Origin of the sequence: Bradyrhizobium sp. LCT2 (assembly GCF_009931255.1) — a bacterium.
Classification (GTDB): domain Bacteria; phylum Pseudomonadota; class Alphaproteobacteria; order Rhizobiales; family Xanthobacteraceae; genus Bradyrhizobium; species Bradyrhizobium diazoefficiens.
Window position 1 is genome coordinate 5615929 of the sequence record NZ_CP034432.1, and the last position, 24825, is coordinate 5640753.

The 24825-nt window shown below is 65.2% G+C and carries 24 protein-coding genes and 1 pseudogene; 14 read left to right on the forward strand and 11 right to left on the reverse strand.

All coding sequences use genetic code 11. The features are described from left to right. The first annotated feature begins 1 nt into the window (after window position 1). The 3 genes from EI171_RS26995 to EI171_RS27005 are packed head-to-tail and all read left to right on the forward strand — an operon-like array spanning window position 2 to window position 3164. Window positions 2-952: a carbohydrate ABC transporter permease gene (locus EI171_RS26995; RefSeq protein ID WP_161535154.1), complete on the forward strand. Its 951-nt coding sequence runs from the start codon at window positions 2-4 to the stop codon at window positions 950-952. Beyond that, a complete protein-coding gene (locus EI171_RS27000; protein WP_060911762.1) occupies window positions 949-1818 on the forward strand; it encodes a carbohydrate ABC transporter permease in 870 nt (289 codons plus the stop codon). The genes EI171_RS26995 and EI171_RS27000 overlap by 4 nt, the downstream gene beginning before the upstream one ends. 11 nt (window positions 1819-1829) lie before the next feature. Beyond that, window positions 1830-3164: an ABC transporter substrate-binding protein gene (locus EI171_RS27005; protein ID WP_028171118.1), complete on the forward strand. Its 1335-nt coding sequence runs from the start codon at window positions 1830-1832 to the stop codon at window positions 3162-3164. A 77-nt stretch (window positions 3165-3241) separates the two neighbouring features. On the opposite strand, the gene EI171_RS27010 is transcribed toward EI171_RS27005, so the two are convergent. Beyond that, window positions 3242-4231, reverse strand: a complete 990-nt coding sequence (locus EI171_RS27010) for a zinc-dependent alcohol dehydrogenase family protein (protein ID WP_161535155.1) — start codon at window positions 4229-4231, stop codon at window positions 3242-3244. Between the two features lie 103 nt (window positions 4232-4334). Here EI171_RS27010 and EI171_RS27015 point away from each other — a divergent pair, with 103 nt between their 5' ends. Continuing rightward, on the forward strand, window positions 4335-5234 hold the full coding sequence (locus EI171_RS27015) for a LysR family transcriptional regulator (protein WP_161535156.1): 900 nt from the start codon (window positions 4335-4337) through the stop codon (window positions 5232-5234). 354 nt (window positions 5235-5588) lie between these two features. Continuing rightward, window positions 5589-6737, forward strand: coding sequence for a ribonuclease D (gene rnd / locus EI171_RS27020; RefSeq protein WP_011086908.1), 1149 nt, complete (start codon window positions 5589-5591; stop codon window positions 6735-6737). 197 nt (window positions 6738-6934) lie between these two features. On the opposite strand, the gene EI171_RS27025 is transcribed toward rnd, so the two are convergent. From EI171_RS27025 to EI171_RS27040, 5 genes are all read right to left on the reverse strand, one after another. Further along, window positions 6935-8317, reverse strand: coding sequence for an aspartate aminotransferase family protein (locus tag EI171_RS27025; RefSeq protein ID WP_028171115.1), 1383 nt, complete (start codon window positions 8315-8317; stop codon window positions 6935-6937). A gap of 143 nt (window positions 8318-8460) precedes the next feature. Further along, entirely contained in the window at window positions 8461-8631 is a 171-nt protein-coding gene (locus tag EI171_RS44965) for a hypothetical protein (protein ID WP_202633021.1), read from the reverse strand. Between the two features lie 34 nt (window positions 8632-8665). After that, the gene (locus EI171_RS27030) at window positions 8666-9229 is read right to left on the reverse strand and encodes an isochorismatase family protein (RefSeq protein ID WP_028171114.1); all 564 of its coding nucleotides are present in this window, start codon (window positions 9227-9229) and stop codon (window positions 8666-8668) included. Between the two features lie 25 nt (window positions 9230-9254). After that, entirely contained in the window at window positions 9255-9875 is a 621-nt protein-coding gene (locus tag EI171_RS27035; RefSeq protein WP_011086905.1) for a GNAT family N-acetyltransferase, read from the reverse strand. Beyond that, window positions 9862-10473 carry a hypothetical protein gene (locus EI171_RS27040; RefSeq protein WP_011086904.1) on the reverse strand — a complete coding sequence of 204 codons (612 nt, stop codon included), beginning with the start codon at window positions 10471-10473 and terminating at the stop codon, window positions 9862-9864. Before EI171_RS27040 ends, EI171_RS27035 begins: the two co-directional genes overlap by 14 nt. A gap of 74 nt (window positions 10474-10547) precedes the next feature. Here EI171_RS27040 and EI171_RS27045 point away from each other — a divergent pair, with 74 nt between their 5' ends. After that, on the forward strand, window positions 10548-11588 hold the full coding sequence (locus tag EI171_RS27045) for a LysR family transcriptional regulator (protein ID WP_011086903.1): 1041 nt from the start codon (window positions 10548-10550) through the stop codon (window positions 11586-11588). A gap of 18 nt (window positions 11589-11606) precedes the next feature. On the opposite strand, the pseudogene EI171_RS27050 reads toward EI171_RS27045, so the two are convergent. Then, window positions 11607-12768 (reverse strand): annotated as a pseudogene (locus tag EI171_RS27050) (autotransporter outer membrane beta-barrel domain-containing protein). Window positions 12769-13146: 378 nt separating this feature from the next. On the opposite strand from EI171_RS27050, the gene EI171_RS27055 reads away from it, so the two are divergent. Further along, window positions 13147-13353, forward strand: coding sequence for a cold-shock protein (locus tag EI171_RS27055; protein WP_008129967.1), 207 nt, complete (start codon window positions 13147-13149; stop codon window positions 13351-13353). Between the two features lie 86 nt (window positions 13354-13439). Here EI171_RS27055 and purN read toward each other — a convergent pair whose 3' ends face one another. Both purN and purM read right to left on the reverse strand, forming a co-directional pair. After that, window positions 13440-14093, reverse strand: a complete 654-nt coding sequence (gene purN / locus EI171_RS27060) for a phosphoribosylglycinamide formyltransferase (protein WP_161535157.1) — start codon at window positions 14091-14093, stop codon at window positions 13440-13442. Next, the gene (purM, locus tag EI171_RS27065) at window positions 14093-15166 is read right to left on the reverse strand and encodes a phosphoribosylformylglycinamidine cyclo-ligase (RefSeq protein ID WP_028171110.1); all 1074 of its coding nucleotides are present in this window, start codon (window positions 15164-15166) and stop codon (window positions 14093-14095) included. The genes purN and purM overlap by 1 nt, the downstream gene beginning before the upstream one ends. Window positions 15167-15320: 154 nt before the next feature. Here purM and EI171_RS27070 point away from each other — a divergent pair, with 154 nt between their 5' ends. From EI171_RS27070 to ppx, 4 genes are all read left to right on the forward strand, one after another. Continuing rightward, on the forward strand, window positions 15321-15863 hold the full coding sequence (locus EI171_RS27070; RefSeq protein WP_011086898.1) for a CDP-alcohol phosphatidyltransferase family protein: 543 nt from the start codon (window positions 15321-15323) through the stop codon (window positions 15861-15863). A 91-nt stretch (window positions 15864-15954) separates the two neighbouring features. Then, the gene (locus tag EI171_RS27075; protein ID WP_161535158.1) at window positions 15955-16632 is read left to right on the forward strand and encodes a DnaA ATPase domain-containing protein; all 678 of its coding nucleotides are present in this window, start codon (window positions 15955-15957) and stop codon (window positions 16630-16632) included. A 139-nt stretch (window positions 16633-16771) separates the two neighbouring features. Further along, window positions 16772-18961: an RNA degradosome polyphosphate kinase gene (locus EI171_RS27080; protein ID WP_161537081.1), complete on the forward strand. Its 2190-nt coding sequence runs from the start codon at window positions 16772-16774 to the stop codon at window positions 18959-18961. Between the two features lie 12 nt (window positions 18962-18973). Then, window positions 18974-20476 carry an exopolyphosphatase gene (ppx, locus tag EI171_RS27085; protein WP_161535159.1) on the forward strand — a complete coding sequence of 501 codons (1503 nt, stop codon included), beginning with the start codon at window positions 18974-18976 and terminating at the stop codon, window positions 20474-20476. A 48-nt stretch (window positions 20477-20524) separates the two neighbouring features. On the opposite strand, the gene EI171_RS27090 is transcribed toward ppx, so the two are convergent. Then, on the reverse strand, window positions 20525-21385 hold the full coding sequence (locus EI171_RS27090) for a TerC family protein (protein ID WP_060911753.1): 861 nt from the start codon (window positions 21383-21385) through the stop codon (window positions 20525-20527). Between the two features lie 44 nt (window positions 21386-21429). Further along, complete coding sequence (ndk, locus tag EI171_RS27095; RefSeq protein WP_011086893.1) at window positions 21430-21852, reverse strand: nucleoside-diphosphate kinase; 423 nt, start codon at window positions 21850-21852, stop codon at window positions 21430-21432. Window positions 21853-22164: 312 nt separating this feature from the next. Between ndk and EI171_RS27100 the strand changes: the two genes are divergently transcribed. The 3 genes from EI171_RS27100 (at window position 22165) to EI171_RS27110 (ending at window position 24741) form a co-directional block, all read left to right on the forward strand. Next, a complete protein-coding gene (locus tag EI171_RS27100) occupies window positions 22165-22416 on the forward strand; it encodes a hypothetical protein (RefSeq protein ID WP_027576269.1) in 252 nt (83 codons plus the stop codon). Between the two features lie 212 nt (window positions 22417-22628). Then, the gene (locus EI171_RS27105; RefSeq protein WP_028171105.1) at window positions 22629-22808 is read left to right on the forward strand and encodes a hypothetical protein; all 180 of its coding nucleotides are present in this window, start codon (window positions 22629-22631) and stop codon (window positions 22806-22808) included. Window positions 22809-22878: 70 nt separating this feature from the next. Beyond that, a complete protein-coding gene (locus EI171_RS27110) occupies window positions 22879-24741 on the forward strand; it encodes an ABC-F family ATP-binding cassette domain-containing protein (RefSeq protein WP_161535160.1) in 1863 nt (620 codons plus the stop codon). Window positions 24742-24825: the final 84 nt, after the last annotated feature.

Genomic DNA, 24825 nt, shown 5'->3' on the forward strand with positions numbered 1-24825 from the left:
GATGAGCCTCGCTGAACCCGCGGCTCTCCCGGTCGCGGCAACTGCGCCGCCGCGCCTACTTCTCCTGAAGCGGTTCTCCGCCCGCTTCAAAACCTCGCTGCCGGCCTATCTCCTGCTGTTGCCCTCGCTGATCTTCCTCGCGCTGTTCACCTACGGCGCGATGGGACGCGTCTTCGTCGACGCGCTCTATCAGCGCGCCACGCCCAAGGCGCCGGTCCGCTTCGTCGGCTTTGAGAACATCAACGCGGTGCTCGCCGACCCCGCCTTCACCGGCGCGGTCGTCAACAATCTCGTCTATGCCGTCGGCACCGCGATCCCGAGCATCGGCCTGGCGCTCTTGTTTGCGCTGGCGCTGTCACGCACCAACGCCTTCAACAGCGCGCTGCGCGCCGCGCTGTTCCTGCCGGTGCTGATCCCGATGGTCGCGGCATCCGCGCTGTTCCTGTTCATCTTCCTGCCGAATGTCGGCCTGCTCGACTATTACATCGGCCGCCTGCTGCCGGTGCTGCCGAACTGGCTCGGCGATTCCGACATCGCGCTTTACGCCATCATGGTCATCACCATCTGGAAGAACGCCGGCTACTACATGCTGTTCTTCCTCGCCGGCCTCCAGGCGGTGCCGGAGGACGTGATGGAAGCCGCCCATCTGGACGGCGCCGGTCCGTACCAGCGCCTGCGCCACATCATCCTGCCGGAGCTCAAGCCCACCTTCCTGTTCGTCACTGTCATCGCAACGCTCAATGCGGTGACACAGGTCGACCACGTCTTCGTCATGACCAAGGGCGGGCCGTCCAACGCGACCAATCTCGTGCTGTTCTACATCTACCAGCAGGCGGTCGAGCACTACGACATCGGCAAGGCCTCGGCGGCCACGCTGCTGACACTCGCCGCACTGATGGGCCTCACCGCGCTCTCGTTCCGGACGATGGCGAACCGGGAGGGCGGGGCATGAAGCTGATCGACTGGCTGCTCAAGGACGCCCCGCTCGCCACGCGCCGCGAGATCACGCCGAAGCTCGGCTTCGTATTGACCGTGCTGCTCGCGATCATCTGGCTCATCCCCTTCCTCTGGATGGGCGTTGCGACACTGCGCCCCGCCTCGGACGGCATCAACGCCATGGCCGAGCTGATGCCGAGCCTGAAGCCGACGCTCGACAATGTCAGGGATGCCTGGGAGATCGGCGATTTCCCGCGCTACGCGCTGAACACCACGATCATCTGCACCGGCATCCTGCTGGTGCAGCTCGTCACGATCACGCTGGCGGGCTTTGCCTTTGCGCGCCTCGCCTTCGCCGGCAAGACGCTGATCTTCTACCTATTCCTGATGCAGCTGATGCTGGTGCCGGTGCTCTTGATCGTGCCGAACCTGACGCTCGTGGCGCAGCTCGGCCTCTATGACACGCTCACCGGCGTGATGATGCCGTTCTTCGCCTCCGCCTTCGGCACCTTCCTGATGCGGCAGGCTTTCGAGGCGATCCCGACCGAGCTGGAAGATGCCGCGCTGATCGACGGCGCCAGCCTGTTCCAGCGCATTCGCCACATCTACGTGCCGCTGTCGATGCCGAGCTTCTCCGCCTTCGCTATCATCTCGGTCACCAGCCACTGGAACGACTTCCTGTGGCCGCTGATGGTGATCAATTCGCCGGACAAGCGGCCGCTCACCGTCGGCCTCTCCGTCTTCACCGCAACGGCCGAAGGCACCCAGGCCTGGGGCACCATCGCCGCCGGCACGCTGATGGTAATCGCGCCGCTGCTCGTCACCTTCCTGATCTTCCAGAAGCGCTTCATCAGCTCTTTCGTCACCTCAGGCATCAAATAGGAGATTTTCCGATGCTGTTTTCCCGCAGGCTCATGCTCGGCCTCGCCATGGCAGGCACTATGGCAGGCGCCCTCGCCTTTCCCGCGCTCGCCGGCGAAGGTCCGACCGAGATCGACCTGTTCTTCCCCGTCCCCGTCGACGGCAAGCTCGCCCGCGACATGGGCACCTTGATCAAGGAGTTCAACGAGACCCATCCCGAGGTCAAGGCGACCGCGGTCTACACCGGCTCCTATGACGACACGCTGATCAAGACGCGCGCGGCCATCAAGGCCGGCAAGCCGCCGTCCGCCGTGATCATGTCGGCGAACTTCCTGCTCGACATGCAGATCGAGAACGAGCTTACCAATCTCGACGGCCTGATCGCCGCCGACGGCAAGACCAAGGACCAGTTCCTCGGCCAGTTCTTCCCGGCGCTGCAGGGCAACGCGGTGATCAACCGCTCGGTCTATGGCGTGCCTTTCCACAATTCGACGCCGCTGCTCTACATCAACGCCGACAAGGCCAAGGAAGCGGGCCTTGATCCGAACAAGCCGCCGCAGACCTGGGCGGAGCTCACCGACTGGGCCAAGAAGCTCACCAAGCGCGAGGGCGACAAGGTGACCCAATGGGGCATCGCAATCCCCTGCGCCTATGACTATTGCGGCTGGATGATGGAAACGCTCACCATGACCAATGGCGGGCGCTACTACAACGAGGAGTTCGGCGGCGAGGTCTATTACGACACGCCCTCGATGCTCGGCGCGCTGACCTGGTGGAACGACCTCGTCTACAAGCACAAGGTCCACGCGCCCGGCGCGACGCCCGGTCCCGCCGTCAGCACCTCCTTCATCTCCGGCAACGCCGCGATGATGATGCTGTCCACGGGCTCGCTGACCTATGTGCGCGACAACGCCAAGTTCAACTACAAGGTCGCTTTCATCCCGCGCAACGTCCGCAACGCCGTGCCGATCGGCGGCGCCTCGCTGATCGTCCCGGCCGGTCTCGAAGCCGACAAGCAGAAGGCCGCCTGGACGCTGATCAAGTGGATGACCTCGCCCGAGAAGAGCGCCTGGTGGAGCCGCGCCACCGGCTATTTCGCCCCTAACATGGCCGCCTACAAGACGCCTGACATGGTCGACTTCCTGAACAAGAACCCGGACGCCAAGACCGCCGTCGAGCAGCTCGACGTCGCAAAGCCCTGGTTCGCGACCTACAAGACCGTCCCGGTCCGCAAGACGCTGGAGGACGAGGTGATGCTGGTCCTGAACGGCAAGAAGCAGCCGAAGGAGGCGCTCGCCGCCGCCCAGAAAGCGGCCGACGAGACGCTGAAGCCGTACAACGCGGAAACGTCGCTGAAGCTGCCGTAAGGCCGACGGTAACGTCCAAACGAACTTCGGCGCTCCGTCATGCGGGGCGCCGAATGCGTTTCGCGAAATGCGCGCGTTTAGATCGTCACCACGATCTTGCCGAACTGATCGTTCGACTCCAGGAAGCGATGCGCCTCGACGATCTCCTCGAACCGGAATGTCCTGGCGATGATCGGCTTCAGCGTGCCGTCCGACAGCCCATCAAGAATGAATGCCTTGGCCTTCGCAAGGCGCACGGGATCGCGGATGATCTCGTGCACGAGGTAGCCGCGCAGGACCAGACTCTTGGTCAACACGTTGAAGAGCGGGAACGGCGTCGGCGCCGGGCTGAGCCCGCCATACTCGATCAGAATGCCGCCCGGCGACATCGCCGCGGTCAGCGGCTCGAATGCGGGACCGCCGACGGCGTCAAACACCACGCGGACGCCGTTTGAACCGGCGATCTCCGCGAGCCGCGCTCCGATGTCCTCCTCGTCCGAGGCGATCACGTGCGCGGCGCCGGCATCGCGCAAGGCGCGCCGCTTGGTCGAGGTCCGCGTTAGTGCAACCGGGACAGCGCCGACCCGGTTCGCGATCTGAATGGCCGCAAGCCCGACGCTGCTCGATGCCGCCGTGATGGCGACGACGTCCCCTCGCCCTACTCCGGCGATATCGACCAGCGCGCCGTAGGCCGTCAGATATTGCATCCAAATCGCGGCTGCGACCTCGAAGCCAAGCTCGGGCGGATGCTTCACGACGAGCTCGGCCGGAAACGTCGCGAGCTCGGCATAGGCCGGCCATCGCACCATCGACAGCGGCGGCACGATGCTCACAGTGTCATCAGGCGCAAAGCCGGCCACGCCTTCGCCGACAGCCTCGACGATGCCGGCCGCCTCCAGACCCAGGCCGGACGGAAATTTCGCGGACTCGATATACGTGCCCCTCCGCAGCAGCGCCTCGGCGCGGTTGAGACCGAGTGCCCTGACCCGGATCTGCACCTCGCCCTTTGCCGGCGGTGGAACGCTGGCGGTCTCGATGCACAGCACTTCGGGACCGCCGTGCCGATGAAAGCGAACGATGCGGGTCATGGGATATACTCCAAATCAGTTGAGCTGAATGGAGCTATGCCGGTCCCGTGGAAGCGGATAAATCACCCAAACAAGCGAACAGTCGAAACCAGGAGTTTTCAATATGGACCGCCTGACCAGCATGGCCGTGTTCGTCAAGGCCGTCGATCTCGGCTCGTTCGCAGCCGCCGCCGACGCGCTGGAGCTGTCGGGGCCGATGGTCGGCAAGCATGTGCGCTTCCTCGAACAGCGCCTCGGCGCCCGCCTCCTCAACCGTACCACGCGGCGCCAGAGCCTGACCGACGCAGGGCAAGCCTATTACGAGCGCTGCCGTGTCGTGCTCAACGCGGCTGAAGCGGCTGACGCCCTAGTTGCCGACGAATTGTCCGAACCGCGCGGCAGGCTGCGCGTGACAATGCCCGCGCTGCTGGGGCGGCACTGCATCGCGCCCTTGTTGATGAAGCTGGCGCGCAAACATCCGCATCTCGAGCTCGACCTCTCCTTCGGCGACCCGATCGCTGACATCGTCGAGGGCGGCTACGATCTTGCGATCCGGACCGGTGATCTCGATAACCAGTCCGGCCTGATTACGCGGCGCATCGCTCGCCAGCGAATGGTGGTGTGCGGCGCGCGATCCTATTTGCGCGCCCATGGCAAGCCGAAATCGATCGACGATCTCGCCGCCCACCAGGCGATCATCTATCGCCGCTCCGGGCGGGTCCGGCCTTGGCTGTTTCCGCGGGACGGTCAGCCTCCGCGCGAGATCATGCCCGCCGGCAGGCTCAGGCTCGACGATCTCGAGGCGATCGCGGACGCCGCGGCACAGGGCATGGGACTCGCCTGGCTACCCTGCTGGCTGGTCCGCGAACGCCTCAACAACGGCGCGCTGGTCGGTCTCTTCGGGGGCCAGCCGGAATTCCTGTACGACTGCCACGCCCTGTGGCCACGTTCGCCGCGGATGCCGCTCAAGGTCCGCGCCGCCGTGGACGCCCTCGCCGCCGCCTTGCCGAAACTGATGCCGTGATGGTGGTCGTCCGCGCCATTAACCCGCTGTCCACCATCCGGCCGCCCGCACCGCCGGTAACCATTGGAATTAACAGACCGTCAACACGCTCCCGACAAGTCTAACGGTTCTGTCGGGGGATTTTGCCGTGGATCTGTTGGTTTTCGAGTTCCTGGGACTGGCGCTGGTCGCCATGTGCGTGGTCGTGGTGGCGCTGCCCTGCGCCCGAAAACCCTCGCAAAGGGTCCGTTACGAATAGGAATTTCGTCGGAAGGAGCGATTCCGGCCCAATTGCAAGGCTCGAATTCGCTTCGAGCCCCTTGACATCACAGCGCTTTCGGCAGAACGGCTGATATCAAGTGTCATGGGCCGTTCATGGATTTGATTACCACCACCGCTGACCTTGCGGCTGCCTGCAGCCGACTGGCCAAGCACCCCGTCATTACTGTCGATACCGAGTTCCTGCGCGAGACCACCTATTACCCGCTGCTGTGCGTGGTGCAGATGGCCAGCCCCGAGGAAGCGATCGTCATCGACACCCTGGCCGTGGGCATCGACCTCAAGCCGTTCTTCGAGCTGATGGGCAACGAGGCCGTGCTGAAGGTGTTCCACGCCGCCCGGCAGGACATCGAGATCATCTGGCACCAGGCCAACATCATCCCGCATCCGGTGTTCGACACCCAGGTCGCGGCCATGGTGCTCGGCTATGGCGACAGCATCGCCTACGACCAGCTGGTCGAGAAGGTCACCGGCCACCGCCCGGACAAGACCCACCGCTTCACCGACTGGTCGCGCCGCCCGCTGACCAAGGAGCAGATGCACTACGCGGTGTCCGACGTCACCCATCTGCGCGACGTATTCGCGGCGCTCGATGCCGACCTGAAGAAGCGCCGCCGCAGCGAATGGGTCTCCATCGAGATGGAGGTCCTGACCTCGCCCCGCACCTACGACTTCCACCCCGAGCGCGCCTGGGAGCGGCTGAAGACGCGGGTGCGCAAGCCGAAGGACCTCGCGGTGCTGATGGAGGTCGCGGCCTGGCGCGAGCAGGAGGCGCAAAGCCGCGACGTGCCGCGCGGCCGCGTGCTGCGCGACGAGGCCGTCAGCGACATCGCCACCCACGCCCCCAACACGCTGGAAAAGCTCGCCCATCTGCGCTCGGTGCCGAAGGGGTTCGAGAAATCCAAATGGGGCGCGGACATCGTCGCCGCGGTCGAGCGCGGCCTGGCGCGGGATTTCTCGACGCTGCCGAAGCTGGAGAAGCCGCGCAACAATTCCAACGGCGCGGCCATCGTCGAGCTTTTGAAGGTCCTGCTGCGGATGACCGCGGAGCGCCATGCGGTCGCAAGCAAGGTGATCGCGACTGTCGACGATCTCGAGGAGATCGCAGCCAGTGACGAGGCCGACGTCCCTGCCCTGCGCGGCTGGCGCCGCGAGCTGTTCGGCGATGCCGCGCTGAAGCTGAAGCGCGGCGAGCTGGCGCTGGCGATCGAGAAGGGTCGCGTGATCGGGGTCGAGCGGGCGTAAGCGCGCCCCGCTCTCCCTCCGTCGTCGTCCTGGCGAAAGCCAGGACCCATTACTCCATGGCGGAGTTTGGCGAAGACTCTGCGTTCGGTACTCCAACCGCCACAAATCGATGGATCACGCGGTATGGGTCCTGGCTTTCGCCAGGACGACACCGGTGAATGTGGTCGGCTGCTCCGGCCACATTGAAACGCTCGACCTTACGCCGGCGTCAGCTTCGCCACTTCGCCCTTCATATCCTCCAGCACGCCCGATATCGCCGCCACCAGTTCGTCGATCTGGGTCTTGTTGACGATCAGCGGCGGGCAGATGGCGATGGCATCGAGCATGTTGCGGGAGATCACACCGCGCTCCTGGAGCATGCGGCTGGCAATGCCGCCGACGGCGCCGGGTGTCGCCGCTGCCGTCTTGCGCTGCTTGTCGAGCACCAGCTCGAGCGCCGCGATCATGCCGACGCCGCGGACCTCGCCGACCAGCGGGTGGCTGGCAAGCTCACGCAGCTTGCCCTGCATGTAGCCGCCAAGCTCGGCGGCATGCGCGACCAGGCCGCGTTCCTCGATGATCTTGAGGTTCTCCAGCGCAATCGCCGAGCCGACCGGATGGCCGCCCGCGGTGAAACCGTGGCCGAGCACGCCGATCTTGTTGCTCTCATCCGCGATCGGCTCGAACATGCGGTCGTTCATCAGGATCGCCGACAGCGGGAAATAGCTCGAGGTGATCTGCTTGGAGACAACGATCGCGTCCGGCTTGATGCCATAGGTCTCGCAGCCGAACATCTTGCCGGTGCGGCCGAAGCCGCAGATCACCTCGTCGGCGACCAGCAGGATGTCGTACTTCTTCAGGACCGCCTGGATCTTGTCCCAATAGGTCGCCGGCGGCACGATGACGCCGCCCGCTCCCATCACCGGCTCGCCGAAGAAGGCTGCGATCGTATCCGGCCCTTCCTTCTGGATCAGCGCGTCGAGCTCCTCGGCCCGGCGCGTGGCAAACGCCTCCTCGCTCTCGCCCGGCGCGCCGTCCTTGTAGAAATGCGGCGAGCCCGTGTGCAGGATGTTCGGCAGCGGCAGGTCGAACGAGCGGTGGTTGTTCGGCAGGCCCGTGAGGCTGGCCGACGCGATGGTGACGCCGTGATAGGCGCGCATCCGGCTGATCACCTTCTTGCGCTGCGGCTGGCCGAGCGCATTGGAGCGATAGGCGATCAGCTTCAGGACGGTGTCGTTCGCCTCCGAGCCGGAATTGGTGAAGAACACCTTGCTCATCGGCACCGGCGCGAGCGCCACCAGCTTCTCGGCGAGATCGATCGAGGGCCCGTGCGATTTGGCGGAGAACGTGTGGTAGAACGGCAGCGCCAGCATCTGCTTGTGCGCAGCCTCGACCAGGCGCTTCTCATTGAAGCCGAGCCCGACGCTCCACAGGCCGGCCATCGCCTCGAAATAGCGCTTGCCCGATGCGTCGAAGACGTAAGGGCCCTCGCCGCGCTCGATCACCAGGGGACCGGCCTGCTGATGGGTGCGCGCGTTGGTGTAGGGATGGAGCTGGTAGGCCACATCCCGGGCCTCTTGCGAATTCGGCAGCATGGACATTTGCGAAAGATCCTCAAGGTCGTCACATCGCCGGCGCGGCCAGCGTCATCTCTTGGCTATTGCGACAACGCAGAACTTGCAACGCCAATTCGTCGGCAGCAGGCGCTCAGCAGCGTTGCACAAAGCCGCACACGGAACAGCTCTCAGGCCGCGCTGTCATCATCACCATCGTCGGCGGCAGCAGCGGCTTCCCGCACCTCCACGAGCGCCATCGAGAGCAGATAGACGGTCGTGGGCAAGCCGACGCGGCGCGCCGTCTCGACGGCACGCGACAGGTCGCTTGCCAGCTCCTTGAGCTCGTCTCCCCGTGACAATGTCCCACCCCATCCATCCGCCGATCGCGGCCGCCTATACCGCAACGGCGCCGCTGGTTCTGATCAGTTCGGCGCTGGACTGGATTGTAGCAAAGTTACCGATGACATTCACTACCGCATGCTTGTAGGCGGCGGCATCGCCCGCGCCCGGCTGGCGGCAGGCCACGGCGTCGGCCACCACCTGATAACGATGGCTGCGGTGAAACCCGTCAATGGCGGTGGCGAGGATGGTCTCGTCCAGGGAGAAGCCGACCAACACGCAGCGCACATTGCGGATATTGGACATGTAATCCACAAACCGCGCCGAGCTGTAGGCCGAGGGCAGCGGGTGCTCGAACGTCATCTCGCCGGGCCGCGGCTTGGTCTCGGCGATCCAATCGGTCAGCCTGGATGCCGGATTGAACCAGGCCGCCTGGGCGATGCGCTTCAGATGCATCACGGGCCAGAGATTGTCGCGCCACAGCATCAGGAGTTCCAGGCAGCGCGCAGTGGCCGCCTCGCCGTCGAGGATGACGTGGCGACGCCCTGGGGTCAGATATTCGACCTGGAGATCCGCACAAACCAGGATTGGCGGATCATCGGTGTTGGAAGTCAGCATTATCTTGCGCAGAGCTGCACCAGTTTCAGTGATCGGCGAGCGCGAGATCCCGCAGCGGCGAGGTCACCGCCCGCCCCGCCGAGGCGTCAAGCACGCCCGGCCGGTCCCAATCGCCCTCGGGACGGATGATGACATAGGGATCGCTGTCCAGCGTGATGGCATCCGGACCCGGCTCGATCTCCAGCAGCATTTCCGTGTAGGAAAAATCCGAGAAGGTGATCTTGCGATTGTGGCCGAGCGGCTTGGCGCCGAAATGGGCCCAGAAATCGACCAGCCGGTCCTGCGCCTGGCCGTAGATCTTGCGAAACCCTTTGCGCTTCACATAGTCGACGCTCGCCTGCACCAGCTTGAACGAGACGCGCGATCGCCGATATTGGTGTCGCACCGCGAGCCGCTCGACCTTGGCGAAATCGCCGAAGAAGCGCACCCGCAGGCAGCCCGCAGGCTCGCTGCCGACAAAGCCGATGAAATGCGCGGCTACCATGTCGTTGCCGTCGAACTCCTCCTCGAACGGACAATCCTGCTCGGCGAGATAGACCGCCGAGCGGATGGCGGTGACCAGCATGAGATCGTTGGGATTGCGCGCAAGGCGGATGGTGATGGCGCGGGAGTCGGGCTTCGCCGGGGGAATCCTAGTGCCGTGCATCTGCAAAACTCCTTGCTTGGATGATCGCGCCCGGCATGCGCATCGGCCGCCGGTGCCATGGGCGCTCGTAGCACCACAGGTCGGGTTGGAAGCTCGGGACAGGCTCGAAGCCGGTCGCCCTCATGATGTCGCGTCCGGCCACGGTTGAAGGCTGCGCATAGCAATCCGCGCCGCGAAATCTCGGCTGTCGGAGGTGCGCCGCGGCCTTGCCGAGACCAGCGATGCCACGGCCCGTCGCCGCGACCGCCCAGATGTAGATGGCAGCAACCTCCTCCTTCGCGGAAGCCAGATAGTGCGTCTCCGGCGCGGTGAGGCAAATCTCGTCGAGCAACAAGGCATCGTGCCCGCGGTCGCTCAGGAACAGGAAGGCCATGCCACCGAGCAGCTTGCCGTTCCGGCTGAACGTCAGGATGCTCTGAGGATCGAAGGTGAAGTATTTTGCAAGCTCCGCGGTTCCGAGCTGCACGCCGGGCACCAGCCGGCGCGCCATCTCGGAAAGTGCCGCAATTTCAGAAAATTGCGCGCAACGGACGTCGACATCCGGACTGAGCGGCAGCGCGTCGAAATCATGCCTTGCGGCAAAGGAGCCCCTTTCCATAGCCTGATCGCCCTTCTATCGTCTGCGGCTTTCGTGCCCCGCTATGTCGAGCTTAGCGGTTGGGGACCTGGAGTATGCAGCAGTTATTGCACCGGGGTGCTGCGATGACGCAGCACCGTGAAGAAGCCCTGGACGCGTCCTGGGACGATTTGAAGCTATTTCTAGCGTGCGCAAAATATAAAAGTTTCCGCAACGCCGCCGAAGAGCTCGGCCTCACCTCGACGACGCTGATGCGCCGGATCGACCGGCTCGAAGAGAGCATCGACTGCAAGCTGTTCCTGCGCGATCAGAGCGGGCTCACGCTCAGCGACGAAGGCACGGCAATGATTGCCGACGTCGCGCATATGGAGCGTCATGCCTTCAACGTCTTCCGGCGCGCCTCGCGCTCGTCGAACGACACGTCGGGCACCGTGCGCGTCGCAGTGACGGAAGGCCCCGGCAATTTCTGGATCCTGCCGCGGCTGATCGATTTTCAGAAAACCTATCGCAAGATCACCGTCGATCTGCGCTGCGCGATGGAGCAGGCCGACGTCGCGCGGCTCGAGTCCGATATCGCGATCCAGCTCGAGCCGCCGACCAACCCCGATCTGATCGTCGCAAAGCTCGGCCGTCTGCACATCTATCCCTTCGTCTCCAAGGAGTACGAAAGCCTCTACGGCCTGCCGGCGACGCTCGCCGAATTGAAGAACCACCGCATCATCAAGCAGAGTGCTCCGCAGGTCGACGACACCGCCTACGCCCGCGTGCTCGGGCTGGAAACGCTCGAGGGCATCGTCGGAATCAAGACCAACTCCTCGGTCGGCGTCCTCTATGCGGTTGAGCGCGGCGCCGGCATCGGCTTCCTGCCGACGGTGTCGATCGCGCTCGGCGCACCGTTCATTGCCGTCGATCTCGGCGTGAGCCACCACGCCGACCTATGGCTCACCTATCACAAGGAGTTTCGCGATTCCGAGCGCCACAAGATCGTGGTCGACTGGCTGAAGAAGATCTTCGACCCCAAGACTTATCCCTGCTTCCGCGACGAATTCATCCATCCGAATGCGCTGGTGCCGATGATGACGGCCGCGCGCGAAGGCTTTGGATTGAAAGGCTATGTCGCGACGACGCCGACATAGGCGCAGGCGAGCTGTGCCTCACCACCGATACTCGAAGCCGACCGTGCCCTGGTGCGAGGTGAGCTCGTTGCGGAACTTGCCGTCGTAATTGACGTAGAGCCGCGCGGTGTTGGTCAGGCTGAGCGAGGCTGAGGCGCCGGCATCCATGCCGTAGCGGCTCTCACCGATGCCGGGGACGACGATGCTCTGGGTCCCGAGGCTGACCTGGACCGAGCCGAGGTTCTGGTAAAAATTGTCAACGAACTTGCCGTACGCTGAGAGATCCAGAATCTTCTGGTCGAAGATGAAGTAGCGCCCGACCTCGGCCCCGATCATGACACGCGCGCGCGAGAGCGCCGTCGAGCCGACGTTGAGCGGATCGAGGCCGCCAGCCTCCTGGAATGCCGCACTGGTGGCGCGGACATATTCGAGCGCACCCTTGGGCACGACGCGCATCTGATCCTTGGTCCAGTAGTAGCTGATCTCGGTCAGTGCGCCGTCGACCGCGGCGCGATAGCCGGCGGAGGCAACGCCAAAGCCGGTATCCCTGCTGGAACGGACCTTGCCGAAACCGTGCACCACCGCGAACGCCCAGGTCCACGGGCCTTTGTCGATCGAGCCGTTGAAACCGACCTGGGTCAAATCGAGCGTCGCCGACTGGAGCGCGAGCGGCACGTCGATATCGGTGTGGCTCTGATCGACGGAGAAGCCGAGATTGACGCCAGGCGCGAGCCGCGCGCCGAAGCCGGCGACGCCGCCAAACGTCTTGCGCTTGTCGCCGACGAAATCCCCCTGCGCATCGGTGCGGACCGAAATACCGTAGCCCTCGAACCAGGTGCGGTAACGGGGATCTTCCGTGCTTGCGGACGCGCCGCCGCCGCCCGGATTGGTCCGGAACGCCCGGTTGAAACCACCCGACGCCTGGTTGCCGAGCCGCTCCAGAAACCCCGACCCGAGATTGAGCGTGCTGTTACCGACCGACTGGTCGTAATTGGTCGAGGTAGGCATCGGAATTTGTCGGCGACGGCGTGGGCGTTGGGGTTGGGGTCGGCGTTGGCGTCGGGGTCTGCGCGTAGCCGGGCGTCGCCGCCAAAATCGCCACGACGAGCGCAAGCAACATCGCGATCGCTGCCGCGCCCCGGCGGACGCGGTTCAGCCCGATCGTCTGCCGTGTCCCGGAGGGCTGCGATGTGCAGCGCATGACGACAAATCCCGAAGCAAATGGCGGCGCGCAAAAATGCAACACGAGCGGCGCACGCATGCTGCGATTTGCGCCGAACTGTTACGGAGGGTCAACCGGCTGGCGCCTTGAGACGGGGGTGATTGCTCCCGATTGTGGTTCCGCGGCCACAGGTCGGAAATTGCAGACGGGCACTCCCGGCCCGGCCTTGAAATTCGCGCATGGCTTGCTAACGCGCGATTTTCGTGTTGCAATATCCGACACAATCGGAATTGGCGCTCGGCTGTGCGTTTCGCGACATTGAGACTCAAGACTCGAACAGACTTCCGGAAGCCCGTTTGTGGCGTGGCACGCGAAAAGCGGCCGCGTCTTTTTTGTATCTAGCGGAGGAGACGAACGATGCCACAAAAGGGCACCGTCAAGTGGTTCAACCCGACCAAGGGCTATGGGTTCATCAAACCGAACGGCAGCGACAAGGACGTGTTCGTCCACATCTCCGCCGTCGAGCGCGCTGGACTCTCCACCCTCAACGAAAACCAGGTGGTTGAATACGACCTCGTGGAGAACCGCGGAAAATCATCCGCGGAGAACCTCAAGGTCTCCTGATCTCTCGTTCCACACGCGAGACATCACGACGATGCCCCCGGCTCTGCCGGGGGATTTTGTTTGCGACGACGAAACGCGACGGCGCCTCAGCTCGCCACGGGCGCAATCAGGAAATTCTCCGACGGCCCGCTGCCCGCCGTCTTGCAGACATCGCCCGCGATCTGGACCTTGCCGGTCGCCAATAGCCGCAGCGCGGCCGGATAGATGCGGTGCTCGACTTCGAGGATGCGTTCCGAAAGCGTGTCCGCCGTATCGTGGTCGCTGACGGGAACCGCGCCCTGCATCACGATCGGGCCGGCATCGGTCTCGGGGATCACGAAGTGCACCGTCGCGCCAGACAGTTTCACGCCGGCGCGCAGGGCCTGACCGTGCGGGTCGAGGCCGGGGAAGGACGGCAGCAGCGAGGGATGGATGTTGAGCATCCGCCCGTACCAGGCCCTGGTGAATTCGGCCGTGAACAGGCGCATGAAGCCGCCAAGACAGATCAGCTCGATGCCGTGCTGATCGAGCGCGGCCTGCAGCACCGCCTCGAAGCCGGCGCGATCCTTGCCGAACGGCTTGCTCTCGATCACCAGCGTGTTCACGCCGCTCGCCCTGGCCCGTTCGAGCCCCGGTGCATCGGCCTTGTTCGAGATGACGAGGGAAATTTCCGCCGGAAAATCCCGCGCGCTGGCTGCCTTGATCAGCGCGACCATGTTGGAGCCGCGGCCGGAAATCAGAATGGCGACGCGGCGCTTCATCACGGCGCCAGATCGAGATGGCCATTGTAGACGACGCGATGCTCGCCCTCGGCGGGGATCACGGTGCCGAGCTGCGCCACGCTCTCGCCTGCTTCGGTGAAGACCTGCACGACCCGGTCGACCTTGTCCGGCTCGACGATCGCGATCATGCCGATGCCGCAGTTGAAGGTGCGCAGCATTTCGAGCTCGGCGATCCCGGCCTGCGCGGCCAGCCATTTGAACACCGGTAGCACGGGCAGCCGCGCCAGATCGATGCCGACGCCAAGGTTCTTGGGCAGCACGCGCGGAATGTTGTCGGTGAAGCCGCCGCCGGTGATGTGGGCGAGCCCCTTCACCGCGCCGGTCTCTCGGATCGCGCGCAGGCAGGATTTGACGTAGAGCTTCGTCGGCGTCAGCAGCGCGCCGCCGAGCGTCATGACAGGCGCGAACGGCGCCGGCGCCTCGAAGCCGAGGCCGGACTGCTCGACGATCTTGCGCACCAGCGAGAAGCCGTTGGAGTGCACGCCCGACGAGGCAAGACCGATCACGGCGTCTCCTGCGGCGATGTCCTTGCGCGGCAACAGCGTACCGCGCTCGGCGGCGCCGACGGCAAAGCCGCCGAGGTCATAGTCGCCGTCCTTGTAGAGGCCTGGCATCTCGGCGGTCTCGCCGCCGATCAGGGCACAGCCGGATTCCCGGCAGCCATCGGCGACGCCGGCGACGATCGAGGCGGTCGCCTCCGGATCGAGCTTGCCGCAGGCGAAATAGTCGAGGAAGAACAGCGGCTCGGCGCCCTGCACCACGAGGTCGTTGACGCTCATGGCGACCAGATCGATGCCGATGCCGCCATGCAGGCCGGTTTCGATCGCGATCTTGACCTTGGTTCCGACGCCGTCGGTGGCGGCGACCAGGACGGGATCCCTAAAACCGGCCGCCTTGAGGTCGAACAGGCCGCCGAAGCCGCCGATCTCGGCGTCGGCGCCGGGCCGCGCGGTGGCGCGCACCATCGGCTTGATCAGATCGACCAGGCGGTTGCCCGCGTCGATATCGACGCCTGAATCGGCGTAGGTGAGGCCGTTTTTGCGGTCGGTCATGCCCGATTTCCAGTGGGGTTGCGGCTGGTTACGTCGAATTCCGGGGACGCGCAATGGCTCGCATGGCGCTCGGCGCCATACTATGTAGATATCAACGGGTTCAGCCTTCAAACGGGGCGGATTCGAGGTCAGGCCGGGTGCCGGGAAGCGCCGCGTGAGTATTCCGAACATCATCACTTTGGGCCGCATCATGCTGGTCCCGATCATCGTCTGGGCCATCGTGTCGAGCCAAATGGAGGTGGCGTTCGCCGTCTTCCTGATCGCCGGGATCAGCGATGCCGTGGACGGCTTCCTCGCCAAGCGCTTCAACATGGCAAGCGAGCTCGGGGCCTTGCTCGATCCGCTCGCGGACAAGGCGCTGCTGGTCTCGATCTATATGTCGCTCGGCATCTGGGGCGCGATTCCGCGCTGGATCGTGATCCTGGTGGTATCCCGCGACATCATGATCGTCGCCGCCGTGATCGTGTCCTGGCTGTTCGACCGGCCCGTCGAGATGAAGCCGTCGAAAGTGTCGAAGCTCAACACCGTCGCCCAGGTGGCATTCGCAGCGCTGGTGCTGGCCGCGCTTGCCTTCGGTTTCAAGCCGGCGCCCTATGATATTATCCTGATGGGCCTCGTCACGATCTTCACGCTCTCCTCCGTGTCGCTCTATCTCGTCGAGTGGGTCCGGCACATGAGCACGATCGAGGCCAAATGAGCGCGAACCGGCCCCGCAAAAGGCCAACTCACGCCCGATCAAGTCGAATCTTTCAAGCGAAGCCGGCCGTCCGGCATGGAGCAAAGCAAGCGTGGCAGGCCGCGTTCACCCCCGACAATTGGCGTTCTCGCTGCCACACGCGGAGAGCCTCAGCCGGGACAATTTCCTCGAAGGCCCCGCCAACGCTGCCGGCCTCGCCTTGATCGACGGCTGGCCGGAATGGCCGAACCGGATCATGTGGCTGGCCGGCCCCGAAGGCAGCGGCAAGAGCCATCTCGCCGCGATCTGGGCCGAGGAGGCCGGCGCCCGCTCGACCACGGCCAATGCGTTGACCGCCGCAGGCGTTCCTGGCGCGCTCGCCACCGGCGCGCTGGTGGTCGAGGATCTCAAGGCCAAGGATTTTGACGAGCGCGCCCTCTTCCACCTGATGAACCTCGCCCGTGAGGACGGCGCCTACGTCCTGTTCACGGGGCGCGATGTGCCGGCTTCGCTGGACATCGAGCTCAACGACCTGCGCTCGCGGCTGCGCGCAGTGCCGGTGGTCACGCTGCTGCCTCCTGACGACCAGCTCTTCCGCGGCCTGATCGTCAAATTCTGCGCCGACCGCCAGCTCACCGTGGACGAGAGCGTGGTCAGCTACCTCGCCACCCGCCTGGAGCGATCCTCGGCCGCCGCCCGGCAGGCCGTCGAACTGCTCGACAGCGAGGCTCTGCGGCTCGGCCGCCCCGTGACCCGGGCGCTGGCCGCCGAGCTGCTCCGCGACGCCTGACCCCGCCCGCCCCAACGCCGCTTGACGGCGCGGAACGGCGGAACATCAATGTCATCGAAACGTCATCGCCCTAACACATGCTCCCGGCGGTTTTGCGCGTCAGTCGCAAATTGGGGCAAACTGGATGGACCGACTTCTCATGGACTCCGCGCAAGCTATTGAAATAAAAGAAAAAGCCCCGGAGACCGAGAGCCTGCCGGCGATCGCATCGAGCCCCGAGCGATTCATCAACCGCGAGCTGTCCTGGCTGCATTTCAACCGCCGCGTCCTGGAGGAATCGGTCAATCCCAGCCATCCCGTGCTGGAGCGGGTGCGATTCCTGTCGATTTCCGCGAACAACCTCGACGAATTCTTTATGGTCCGCGTCGCCGGCATCAAGGCCCAGGTGCGCGAGGGCATTGCCGAGCGCAGCCCCGACGGCCTGACACCGTCCGAGCAGCTCGCGCTGATCAACCGCACGGTCTCCCAGCTTGCCTCAGACCAGCAGGCGATCTGGCGCGACCTGCGCGCCACGCTGGCCGATGTCGGCATCGTGCTGGTGGACGGCAAGGAAGTCACCAAGGCGGAGCGGACCTGGATCGAGGACTACTTCCTCAACAACGTGTTCCCGCTGCTGACGCCGCTCGCGATCGACCCGGCCCATCCCTTCCCGTTCATCCCGAGCCTCGGCTTCACCATCGCACTCCAGCTCACGCGCGCCGCCGACGGCAAGCAGATGAACGCGCTGATCCGCATGCCCGGCAAGATCGACCGCTTCATCCGCCTGCCGTCCGAGGGCACGATGCGGCTGATCTCGCTGGAGCAGGCGACCGCCCTGTTCATCAACCGACTGTTCCCCGGCTACAATCTGCATGGCCAGGGCGCCTTCCGCATCCTCCGCGACTCCGAGCTGGAAATCGAGGAAGAGGCCGAGGATCTCGTCCGCCTGTTCGAGACCGCGCTGAAGCGCCGCCGCCGCGGATCGGTGATCCGGCTCGAGATCGATGCAAAGATGCCGGAGCAGCTGCGCAACTTCGTGCAGCATGCCCTCTCCGCCGCCGACGACGAAGTCTTCCTGGTCGACGGCGTGCTCGCCATGAACGAGCTCTCGCAGCTCACCCGCCTCGACCGGCCCGACCTCGAATTCACCCCTTACGTGCCGCGCCATCCCGAGCGCGTGCGCGAGCATGGCGGCGACATCTTTGCCGCGATCCGGCAGAAGGACCTCGTCGTCCATCACCCCTACGAATCCTTCGACGTGGTGGTGCAGTTCCTCCAGCAGGCAACGCGCGACCCCGATGTCGTCGCGATCAAGCAGACGCTCTACCGCACCTCCAACAATTCGCCGATCGTACGCGCGCTTGCCGAAGCCGCCGAGGCCGGCAAATCCGTCACCGCGCTGATCGAGCTCAAGGCGCGCTTCGACGAGGAGGCCAACATCCGCTGGGCGCGCGACCTCGAGCGCGCCGGCGTGCAGGTCGTCTATGGCTTCCTCGAACTGAAGACGCACGCAAAACTCTCGATGGTGGTGCGCCGCGAGGGCGGCAGCCTCACGACCTACGTCCACACCGGCACCGGCAACTACCACCCGGTCACCGCGCGCATCTACACCGACCTCTCCTACTTCACCTCCGAGCCGACCATCGGGCGCGACGCCGCGCGCGTCTTCAACTTCATCACCGGCTATGCCGCGCCGAGCGATCTGGAAAAGATGGCGGTGTCGCCGCTGACCCTGCGCAAGCGCATCATCGAGCACATCCAGGGCGAGACCGCGCATGCGCGGCACGGCCGCCCCGGCGCGGTCTGGATGAAGATGAATGCGCTGGTCGACCCCGACATCATCGACGCGCTGTACGAGGCCTCACAGGCCGGTGTCCAGGTCGAGCTCGTGGTACGCGGTATCTGTTGCCTCAGGCCCGGTATCCCCGGCCTGTCGGAGAACATCCGCGTCAAGTCGATCATCGGGCGCTTCCTGGAACACGGCCGAATCTACTGCTTCGGCATGGGCCAGGGGCTGCCGAGTACGAAAGCGGCTGTGTATATCTCCTCGGCCGACATGATGCCGCGCAACCTCGACCGCCGCGTCGAGGTGCTGTGTCCGCTGCAAAATCCCACGGTGCATCAGCAGGTTCTCGAACAGATCATGGTCGCGAATCTCAAGGACAATGAGCAGAGCTGGCAATTGTTGCCGGATGGGTCCTCAACGCGTATGAAGACCGCGAAGGGCGAGGAGCCTTTCAACGTCCACAACTACTTCATGACAAATCCGAGTCTGTCTGGCCGTGGAAAGTCGCTCAAGGAATCCTCGCCGCGTCGTCTCACGCGCCGGAACGAACGCCATCCATCCTGATCGGGCGTCGACGTGACTCGGCCGCGCAAGCGCGGCTCGAGCGTCGCGGTCATCGACATCGGTTCCAACTCGGTCCGCCTCGTCGTCTACGAGGGACTGGCGCGGAGCCTCATTCCGATCTTCAACGAGAAGACGCTGTGCGGCCTCGGGCGCGAGGTGCAGAGCACGGGGCTGCTTGCGCCCGACGCCGTCGACAAGGCGCTGACCTCGCTGAAGCGATTCCGCGCGCTGTGCCGCGTGATGCAGGTCGGTCGCGTGTTCGCGATCGCGACCGCCGCCTGCCGCGACGCCTCCAATGGCCCCGACTTCATCGCCAGGGCCGAGCGCATCTGCGCCGTCAAGATCGAGATTCTGTCGGGCCCGCGCGAGGCGCGGCTGTCGGCGCTCGGCGTGATTTCTGGCATCCACCACCCCGACGGCATCGTCGGCGATCTCGGCGGCGGCTCGCTCGAACTGATCGACGTGCGCAGGAACAGCGTGCGCAGCGGCGTGACGCTGCCGCTCGGCGGGCTCGCGCTCCAGGACCTCGCCCACAAATCGCTCAAGCGCGCCGACCGTATCGTGCGCGAGGAGCTCGACGGGGTGCCGCAGCTCAAGGCGGGCAGCGGCCGCACATTCTACGCCGTCGGCGGCACCTGGCGCGCGCTCGCGCGCATCCACATCATCCAGAGCGGCTATCCGCTCCAGGTGATGCACGGCTATTCCATCTCCGCGGCCGAGGCGCTCGACTTTTCGCGCCGCCTTCGCCGTCTGGCGGCCGCCGACATGCTCGCCGATATCGAGATCGTTGCCGATGCGCGGCGCCCGCTCCTCACCTACGCGGCGCTGGTGCTCGAGCACATCATCCGCGTGGCAAAGCCCAAGACCATCGTGTTCTCGACCTTCGGCGTACGCGAGGGCCTGCTGCACGAGAAGCTGACGGAAACCGAGCGCAACAAGGACGGGCTGATCTGCGCAGCCGAAGAGCTCAACCAGCTGCTGTCGCGCTCGGCCAAGCACGCCCGCGAGCTGATCGCCTGGACCGATCGCCTGGCGCGCGTCGTGAAGCTGCGCGAGACCGAGGAAGACCGCCGCTTGCGCCACACCGCGTGCCTGCTCTCCGACATCGGCTGGCGCGTGCATCCCGATCACCGCGGCGAGCAGACGCTGAGCCTCGTCGTCAACGGCAATTTCGGCGCGATCACCCACACCGAGCGCGCCTTCGTCGGCCTGTCCGTGTTCTATCGCTATGCGGGCCTGAGCGAGGAAAACCAACCGCCGGCCACCATGCAGGAGTTACTGACGCCGGCCCAGCTCGACCGCGCCCGCCTGCTCGGCGCGGCATTCCGCGTCGCGCATCTGATCTCGGCGGCGCGGCCGGGCGTGCTGCCCGCCACGCATTTCCGCAGCCAGGGCCGCAAATTGATGCTGGTGTTCGAGCATCGTCTCGGCGACATCGTCGCCGACCGCGTCGGCAGCCGCTTCCGCCAGCTCGCCCGCCTGGTCAACCGGGCCGGCTCGATCGTGCGTCGGTAGTTCACCTCTCCCTGCGGGAGAGGTGAGATATGCGTCCCTCGGAAAAGTTTACTCTGCCGACGCCTTGGCGTGGCGCTCGGAGGATTCCAGCGCCGCCTGGCTCAGGCTGCGCCGGCGCCAGATGGTGCCGACGACCAGCACGACGATGACGCCGAGCGCCGCGCAGAAATATTCGCCGCCTCCACCGCCATGGCCGAATTGGGCCGGGATGCGCAGTGCACCGAGCATGTTGTCCAGCGAGGCACCGAACGGACCGTCGAACAGCGTGTGCAGCTTCGGTGCGACGCCGGGATCGGTCGCGATCACCTCGCCCGCGATCCAGCCGAGCAGCGCAGCGCCCGCCCACACCAGGACCGGGAGCTTGGCGAGCAGCGCCATGATCAGCGCCGCACCGGCGACGATCAGGGGAACGCTGATGGCAAGGCCGAGGATCAACAGCGGCACGCTGCCATTGGCCGCGGCGGCGACCGCAATGACGTTGTCCAGGCTCATGACGATGTCGGCGACGACGACGATCTGCACCGCCTGCCATAGATGCGAGGCCGACTCGACGCCGTCCTCGTCCTCGTTTTCAGGCACCAGGAGCTTGGCCGCGATCACGATCAGCGCGAGACCGCCGACGAGCTTGAGATACGGCAGCTCCATCAGGCTTGCGACGATGCCGGTGAAGATGATCCGCAGCACCACCGCCGCGCCGGCGCCCAGGATCATGCCCCACAGCCGGTGCCGCGGCTTGAGGCCGCGGCAGGCGAGCGCGATCACCAGCGCGTTGTCGCCGGAGAGCAGGATGTTGATCCAGATGATCTTGCCGACCGCAATCCAGAAGGTCGGCTCGGCCATCTCATTGCGGAACTGGGTGAAGAATGCCCCGATCGTAGCGGGATCGAAGATCTGCCAGAGCCAGTTCACAATGAGTCCTTTCGCCCCGTCGCTTTAACGTATCGGCTGAATGATCAGCCGACGATCTCGTTGCCCGAGAAGAACTGCGCGATCTCGATCGCGGCGGTCTCCGGAGCATCCGAACCGTGTGCGGAGTTCTCGCCGATCGACTTTGCGTAGAGCTTGCGAATGGTGCCTTCGGCCGCCTTGGACGGATCGGTCGCGCCCATCGCGTCGCGGTACTTGGCGACGGCGTTCTCGCCTTCGAGCACCTGGACGACCACCGGGCCCGAGGTCATGAACTCGACGAGCTCGCCGAAGAACGGACGCGCCTTGTGGACGGCATAGAAGGTCTCGGCCTGTTCCTTGGTCATGCGGATGCGCTTCTGCGCGACGATTCGCAGACCCGCCTTCTCGATCACGGCGTTAACCGCACCGGTCAGATTACGCGCGGTCGCATCGGGCTTGATGATCGAGAAAGTGCGTTCGATGGCCATGATCTTGTCCTTGAGAAGAAAAGCGGTGGTTCGGAGTTGCGGGGCTTATATCGGCGCCTTCGCCAGACGGCAAGCGACCGCCAAAACCCGCCTCCCGGGCGCTTCGCCGCAGGCCGCCCCGGCGGATCCAGCGATGGATTACCGAGATTTCATCGAGATGAACCCAATCTGAAGCCCCCATTCAGGCTTTGGTTCAGCTTCGCCGGCGTAAGGTTGGGTCTATCGAAACCAAAGCCTGATCATCAGGCAGACCGTTTCGGCGGCCTTTCCATCGACGCGATACCCCGCGCCGGCAGTTTTGAGGAGATCACCATGTTGAGGAAACTTTCGCTTGCCGCTGTCGCTGCGGTCGCGCTGGGTGCCGCGCTGGCACCGACCTCGGCCTCTGCTCACTGGCATGGCGGCGGCTGGGGCTGGCACGGCGGCGGCTGGCATCACGGCTATGGCTGGGGTGGCCCGCGCTTCTATGCCCCCGTCTCCTACGGTTATGGCGGCTGCTATGTGCGCCGGCTGGTCCCGACCCCCTGGGGACCCCGCTGGCGGCTGATCAACCGCTGCTACTGAGCCCGACAGCACCTTAACTCAGGGTGCCGGCCCCCCACGGCACCTTCCAAGAGAGGCCCCGGCGATCCCCCCGCCGGGGCCTCGCATTTGAGCAGGCACGACGAATTCATACAATTTTCACGAGAATGTCCGGCATTCCCCACGACCGGCGAAACCATTTGGAGGCCAACGACTTGGTACCGTGTCGTTACTCTGCAACATGGAACCTCGTGATGACGGGCCCTTTCGCCAATGACAGCGAACAAATCGACCGGCGCACCAGCCGCTCGATTTGCGATGCCGTGGGGGAACGGCTTCAGCAGAGACTCCGCCCCGACCCCCGGCTGCCCACGCATCTCGAACAGCTCCTCGACGAGCTGAAGAAGCGCGACCGCGAAGGCGGCGCTCACTGACAGGCCGTAGACATAGAACGGGCTGCGCAAAAACGGTTGCGTTTGATCCCGGCTGCGGTGACAAGGCCGCATGCTTGCTATCACCGACCTCTCCATCCGCCTCGCCGGACGCCTTTTGATTGACCAGAGTTCCGTGCAGATCACGCCCGGATCGCGCGTCGGCATGGTCGGACGCAACGGCACCGGCAAATCGACGCTGTTCAAGGTGATCCGCGGCGAGCTCGCGGCCGAGCACGGCGCGGTGACCCTGCCGCCGCGCTGGCGGGTGGGCAGCCTCGCGCAGGAAGCCCCGAACGGCCCCGAGAGCCTGATCTCCGTCGTGCTCAAGGCCGACCTGGAACGCGACGCGCTGCTTCACGAAGCCGAGAGCGCCACCGATCCGCACCGGATCGCCGAGATCCAGACCCGGCTGGTCGACATCGACGCGCATTCGGCGCCGAGCCGTGCCGCCGCGATCCTGTCCGGCCTCGGCTTTTCCGCCGCCGATCAGCTCCGTCCCTGCGCCGAGTTTTCCGGCGGCTGGCGCATGCGCGTCGCGCTCGCCGCGACGCTGTTCGCGGCCCCCGACCTGTTGCTGCTCGACGAGCCCACCAACTATCTCGATCTCGAAGGCACGCTGTGGCTGGAAGACCACTTGGCGCATTATCCGCGCACGGTGATCGTGATCAGCCACGACCGCGACCTCCTCGAAAGCTCGGTCGACCAGATCCTGCATCTGGAGCGCGGCAAGCTCACGCTCTACAAGGGCACCTACTCCTCCTTCGAGGAGCAGCGCGCCGCGCGCGAGCTGCTCGATGCGAAGGCGGTCAAGCGCCAGGAGGCCGAACGCGCCCGCCTGCAGGCCTTCGTCGACCGCTTCAAGGCCAAGGCCTCCAAGGCCCGCCAGGCCCAATCACGCGTCAAGATGCTGGAGCGGCTGAAGCCGATCACCGCGCTGGTCACCGAAGACGTGCGCGAGATCAGCTTCCCCGCGCCGGAAAAGATTCTGTCGCCGCCGATCATCGCCGTCGACAACGCCTCGGTCGGCTACGATCCGGCGACGCCGGTGCTCGGCCGCGTCACCTTGCGCATCGACAATGACGACCGCATCGCGCTTCTCGGCGCCAACGGCAACGGCAAGTCGACGCTGGTGAAGCTGCTCGCCGGCCGCCTCGCGCCGTTCTCGGGCAAGGTCACGCGCGCCGACAAGCTCTCGATCGCCTATTTCGCGCAGCATCAGCTCGATGAGCTGAACGAGGACGCCTCCGCCTACGATCACGTCCGCAAGCTGATGGGCGATGCGCCGGAAGCGAAAGTGCGGGCGCGCGCCGGCGCGATCGGCTTCTCCGGCAAGGCGGCCGACACCAAGGTGGCAAGACTGTCGGGCGGCGAGAAGGCGCGGCTGTTGCTCGGAATTGCGACCTTCTTCGGCCCCAACATGATCATCCTGGACGAGCCGACCAACCATCTCGACATCGACAGCCGCGCTGCGCTTGCGGAAGCCATCAACGAATTCCCCGGCGCGGTGATCATGGTCTCGCATGATCGCTATCTGATCGAGGCCTGCGCCGACCGGCTCTGGATCGTCGCCGACCGCACCGTCACCAATTACGACGGCGACCTCGACGAATACCGCCGCCTGGTCCTGTCGGCGCGCAACAGCGAACCCGCCCCGCGCGAGCGCAGTACGCCAAGCGAGAAGCCGCAGCGCCCGAGGTCGGACAATCGCGGCTCGCTCAGGAAGCGCATTACCGAAGCCGAAGCCGAGATCGCCCGCGTCAGCGACATCATCACCAAGATCGACACGGCGCTCGCCCTGCCCGACATCTTTGCCCGCGATCCCAAGCAGGCCGCGCAGCTGTCGAAGGCCCGCGCCAATGCGGCCGAGGCATTGGCGCGCGCCGAGGAGCAGTGGCTCGAGGCGAGCACGCAATTCGACGAGGCGGCGGGCTAGTCTTGCGACCGCGGAACGTCGGTCCGGGCTCGGCCGGCCAAGGCTCCATCAAAATCTGAAGAACAACCCCATGCACAGTACAGG